The organism is uncultured Mucilaginibacter sp., assembly GCF_903893715.1.
Taxonomy (GTDB): Bacteria; Bacteroidota; Bacteroidia; order Sphingobacteriales; family Sphingobacteriaceae; genus Mucilaginibacter.
The window spans coordinates 1-5,155 of sequence record NZ_CAITNG010000040.1 but is presented as its reverse complement, the minus strand read 5'-3'; the positions used below and the strand labels follow the sequence as shown (position 1 = coordinate 5,155).

At 42.4% G+C, this 5,155-nt stretch carries 7 protein-coding genes; 5 read left to right on the top strand and 2 right to left on the bottom strand.

The features are described 5' to 3' along the window. Window positions 1–178 precede the first annotated feature (178 nt). Complete coding sequence (locus QZX97_RS05540) at window positions 179–376, bottom strand: hypothetical protein (RefSeq protein WP_295651701.1); 198 nt, start codon at window positions 374–376, stop codon at window positions 179–181. A gap of 2 nt (window positions 377–378) precedes the next feature. Further along, entirely contained in the window at window positions 379–1,362 is a 984-nt protein-coding gene (locus QZX97_RS05535; protein ID WP_295651699.1) for a hypothetical protein, read from the bottom strand. Between the two features lie 335 nt (window positions 1,363–1,697). Here QZX97_RS05535 and QZX97_RS05530 point away from each other — a divergent pair, with 335 nt between their 5' ends. The 5 genes from QZX97_RS05530 to QZX97_RS05510 all read left to right on the top strand — a co-directional run bounded on the left by QZX97_RS05530 (window position 1,698) and on the right by QZX97_RS05510 (window position 4,985). Beyond that, window positions 1,698–3,071 carry a phage terminase large subunit gene (locus QZX97_RS05530; protein ID WP_295651697.1) on the top strand — a complete coding sequence of 458 codons (1,374 nt, stop codon included), beginning with the start codon at window positions 1,698–1,700 and terminating at the stop codon, window positions 3,069–3,071. A gap of 118 nt (window positions 3,072–3,189) precedes the next feature. After that, window positions 3,190–3,756: a hypothetical protein gene (locus QZX97_RS05525; RefSeq protein WP_295651695.1), complete on the top strand. Its 567-nt coding sequence runs from the start codon at window positions 3,190–3,192 to the stop codon at window positions 3,754–3,756. A 17-nt stretch (window positions 3,757–3,773) separates the two neighbouring features. Further along, window positions 3,774–3,992, top strand: coding sequence for a hypothetical protein (locus QZX97_RS05520; RefSeq protein WP_295651693.1), 219 nt, complete (start codon window positions 3,774–3,776; stop codon window positions 3,990–3,992). A gap of 54 nt (window positions 3,993–4,046) precedes the next feature. Continuing rightward, entirely contained in the window at window positions 4,047–4,487 is a 441-nt protein-coding gene (locus tag QZX97_RS05515; RefSeq protein ID WP_295651691.1) for a hypothetical protein, read from the top strand. 24 nt (window positions 4,488–4,511) lie between these two features. Next, window positions 4,512–4,985 (top strand): hypothetical protein, encoded by a 474-nt coding sequence (locus tag QZX97_RS05510; RefSeq protein WP_295651689.1) that lies wholly within the window; start codon window positions 4,512–4,514, stop codon window positions 4,983–4,985. Window positions 4,986–5,155: the final 170 nt, after the last annotated feature.

Sequence of the window (5,155 nt, the reverse complement as noted above, 5' to 3'; positions counted from 1 at the left end):
TTAAAAACAGAAAACTTGCCTATGAAAAAATAAAATCACAGATCACTTGCACCCCCAAAATAAAAAACTTACCTTTACTTTAAACCCGAAACACTACACAAGCCTTGGTTCACTTTAGTTTGACGACGTACACTTATTCCTTACTACGTTATTCGAACTGATGCATTAACTATAATAACTAATCAGCAACTTCTTCGTAGCTCAGTAATTTCCAGTCGCCTTTTTTGTCAGTTCCATTTTTTTCAAAATTAACCCGGTATGTAGTACTCGGGGCAATAGTAAACTGAAAACTAAGGGTAGTTGCTGCAGCGTTTTTGGGGATAAACCGGGGCAAAAGTTGCCCGGCCAAAAATGCGATATCGTCTTCATGTGCCATCGCTATCCCATATAAAGCCAAACAATACATGCAAAAAACAAGAACAACACGACAACCAATACAAATTTCAGTATTATATTCACATCCCTTTCAAAATCACCGGTTAGCCTTGCAGGCTTTTTTATTTTGAGGTTCGATATGGCATCTAAACTTTGCGATAGGTTTTCGTTCAATATTTCAATCACCATCGGTGCTGGGTGCCTGGTTATGTTTTCAGGCTTGTAATCAATGGGCGGAAACTTATATATTTTCGGCTCTGTTTTTTCTTCAAACGGCTCAGGTATGGGTTGCGGCTCTGCAGGGTTTACGTCTTCATACCATGGCAGCTTAGGTTCTGCAACAGGGTCATCATGCTTTACATCTTCATACCAGGGTAGTTTTGGTTCCTCAACCGGCTCCGTCGGTTTTACGTCTTCGTACCAAGGTAATTTAGGCTCTTCAACAGGCTCCGGAGGATTTACATCTTCATACCAAGGTAGTTTTGGCTCCTCAGTCACTTCCGGCTTCGTCTCGGTATACCAGGGCAAGCTAACCTCGTCAGGTTGGTAATATTTAGGTTCAACTGTCTTATCTGCTTCGTAACTCTCCTCAGCAGTCACCTCTTCGGCCTCAGCACCATATGCGCGCTCGTATTTTGCTTCGTTCGATTTTTTGATAACCGCCAAAACAGGCTGTACTGCCGCTTCCATTTCATCCTCGCCTTTTTCCGGCTGATAATTTTGTCCTTTGGGTGTTAGTTTGGCAGCTATAACCTTGTTACCAAGGTTGTACAGCCCCTGAGCCATCGTCCAATGTAAAAACTCATACGATCCGTTTATGGCTATATATTTATTGTTCGAAAGATAATCGAGGGTGGCTTTAAATTCGTCGCGTTGTTCAACCGAATCCTTATCGTGCAGAACATGAGCCTTTATATCAATATATTTAACCGTAGCATCATGCCTACGCAAATAATCAATAATTTTTATCCTTAACGCTTTGCTCATGTAATAAAGGTTCTATCAAATTGTAAAAGTAATAAAACATAGCAACAACCATGCCATGCAATCATAAAATCCCCTTATATCTCTTACTCCGCGCATAATTCTGTAAGTATCCTAAGTGAATAAATTTAAGGGATAACGCTTTATAAATGATAATGGAAGCCGCAAAATATTTTGCTACAATAAACTTTGTTTTGAAAATCTTTTTCTCTTTTTTTCGATCTAAAAAAATCGTACCTTTACATCATCAAATTACTATAGAAATTTTTGTAATAAAACAAGCACAGCTAATTGGTTCAACCAAATAGTCGCTATCAACTCATTTTTCAAATAAAGTGATGCGCAAAAAAACACCCATCCCAGTAAGCAATAAAAGCGCTCTGTTCGAATTGACCTTAGTCCAAAATACCGCAATAGAGCGATTTAAAACCTTGGCGAAAGAATTTTTTCTGGTTGGTGGCAGCCGGTCGGGCAAAACATTTATCATTATCTATCAGCAAATACAAATGGCCCTGGCAAATGCGGGTTCGCGCCATTTGATAGCACGTTTTAGGTTTAACCATGTTAAAAACTCCGTTTGGCGCGATACGTTGCGCAAAGTGCTCAAACTTTGTTATCCGGACGCATCCGTAACCTGGCGTAATACCGACTATTATATCGAATTTGGAAATGGTTCGCAAATATGGCTGGCGGGGCTTGACGAAAAGGACCGCACTGAAAAAATACTGGGCATGGAATTTTTGACCGTATTTTTAAACGAGGCCAGCCAAATATCATATAACACATATACTACCATTAAAACACGTTTGGCACAACAGATGGAAAATGCCCGGCCATTGTTGTTTATTGATGCCAACCCGCCAAGCAAAAAGCATTGGTTGTATAAAATATTTGTAGGCTATACCGAGCCTGAAACCAACACCACACTTAACCAAAACCGCTATTCCATGTTAAGAATGAACCCCGATCAAAACCTGGCCAATATCAGCAGCGACTACTTGGATACGCTGGATTCCTTGCCTTTACGCAAGCGTTTACGCTTTAGGGATGGCGAATTTGCTGATGATACCGACGGCGCTTTGTGGACCGATGACCTGATAAACGGCTTACGATTGCAACGCCTGCCCGATGGCACCTTACCGGTGAGCTTGAAACGCATTGTGGTGGCTGTTGACCCTGCCGTAACCAGTAAAGATACATCCGACGAAACGGGGATAATTGTTGCCGGTATAGGCTTTGATAATCATTTATATGTACTTGAAGATAAAAGCGGCAAGTATAGTTCAAACGAATGGACTGCACAGGCCATTGTATTATACGAACAATACCAAGCCGACCGGTTAATTGGTGAAACAAATAACGGTGGCGACCTCATCGAGACCGTTTTACGTGGACGAAAGGAAACAACCATAAGTTACAAAGGCGTACGCGCCACACGCGACAAATTTACCCGGGCCGAGCCGGTAGCCGCCCTTTATGAGCAGGGCAAAGCACACCATATCGGGCAATTTTTAGCGCTCGAAATTGAAATGACAAGTTGGGATTCAAAAAAGGGTAGCAAGTCGCCAAACCGGATAGATGCTTTAGTGTGGGCTGCAACCGAACTTTGCCTTACTAAAGAAGATAAAATTACCGGCAAAGCCACGTTCCATTTCGCCGATAAGGATGCGGATAAAATACCATCGGGAAAAAAACGGTTGTTGACAAATTAGCAACAAAATTTGCAGAATCAAATTATTTTTATTACTTTTGTGATGTTTGTAATATACATGCGGGTTACAGTATTTTCTCGACTATTTGCATTAGTTCATCATTTAGTACCAATTGAATATGCTTCCAATTAAACTTAATGGAAACCATTATAGTTTCCCAACCGAACTGTCCGAAATCAATCTAAAGCAATTCTATGCTTTGCGCCAAGCGAAGGATATGATCGGCGAAATATGCGCCCTTACAGGTCTGCAAAGGCAAACCATTCAAAACTTTAAAAGCCGGACCGATCTGGCAAAATGCCAGGCCTTGTTGGGCAATATCGCCCAAAAACTGGCCACAGGTTTTGATGATGCCAAACTGCCCAAACAAACTGTAATGGATGGCAAGGTAGTTAAAGTGCCGCGCAACCTGAAACTGGAACCTGTAGGTGCCTTTATTGCCGTGCACAACCTGATAAACGAAGAACTGAAACAATGTGCCGAAAAGAAGGTCGATTTCGACCCCATGCCTATTATTCCACAATTATTGGCGCATTATTTTTATTTGCCCTATATGGGCGATGGCGTTTTATACAGTGATGAAGGTGTTGAAGATGAAGGATATATGGAGAAAGTACATACCATACCCATAACAGATGCCATCCCGATAGCAAATTTTTTTTTTCGGCGGTATCCAAACTTATAGAAGAGCAGGCCACCTTATTGAACAGGCCGCCGGATCCGGCTGAAATACGCGCCAAAGCCGAAAAGCTGAACCAATTCGGCTGGCTGCTCACCATCGATACCTTAGCGGGTTTCGATATTACCAAATGGGATTTGGTGTTAAACCAATCTTACGAACGCACCATCATCAAATTGCTGATGAACCGGGAAAGGATGGACTACCAAAAACGCTACGTCGAAACTGCGAATACCCGCTAACGACTAAGCCAAAACAAATGAACTAATGAACCATTGAACTAATGAACCAAAAAAATGAAAGAATTTTTAGCAACCCTGGCATCGCAACAAACAGCGATTGCTTCCTTTTTTTACGGCACGGATTATGAAGCTAACCTACAGGCAGATGATGCTGCTTTCCCCATGCTGCATGTGCAAACCATTGTCAACTCGGGTGCCGAACTATCGGCAGCAACGGGTGTTGCCCGTAAAACATGGCCGCTTTTCCTGTTTTTCTGTCAACAGGCGGATATCGACAGCACAACCGACCAGCAAGAAGCCATTGCCGAACAAATGAAAGATATGGCAATAGCATACGTAGCCCGAATAAACCAAACCCGGCAATACGACCATATAACCAAAATACAGTTCAAGCATCTCTTCTACAAGTTTGATTCGGCAGTCTGCGGTGTACTCACTATGATTACATTACGGGATAAAAAAGGCTACGCTGCCGAATGTGCATTAGTTCAATAGTTTCAAAACCAATAATTGACGACCATGGCAAATGACTTAATGACCAATGACCCGAAGGCTGGTCTTCTCTCCTACTTTACGGATATAAAAAACCAAATTATCGATGCTGCAACACAAAAGGGTCTGTCGGCAAGTGGTAAAACATTGGCCTCTCTTGAGGTGGTTCCAACCGATAATGGCTATGAGCTACAGGCGGATAGCAGCATCTATTTTATGGAACACGGCCGTGGCCCAACCAGCACCAACGCGGTTGCAGGCAATCCAAACCTCGTTCAAATCATTCAAGAATGGCTGGAAGATAAAGGCCTTGACATTAACCCTTATGCAGTAGCTAAAACCATCCATAAAAACGGCACCAAACTATTCAGGGCTGTCGGTAATTCGGGCGTACTAAGCGTACCGCTCAACCTCGATGCCCTCGACCAGGTTTTCGACGGCATAAGCGACCAATACCTGCAAAATGCAACCAATCAATTATTTAACGCAATGGATGACTAAAACCAACACTTATAATACCCGCCAATAACTTAATAACCTAATAACCAATAACTCATCATAAAATGTCAATCCTCTTATCCGACCCATCAACAAACCAGGCCTCCCGCTGGTCGGCACTGTTTAACCCTATCGTTTTTCAGTATATGCACACCATCGACTACGAGATTTGC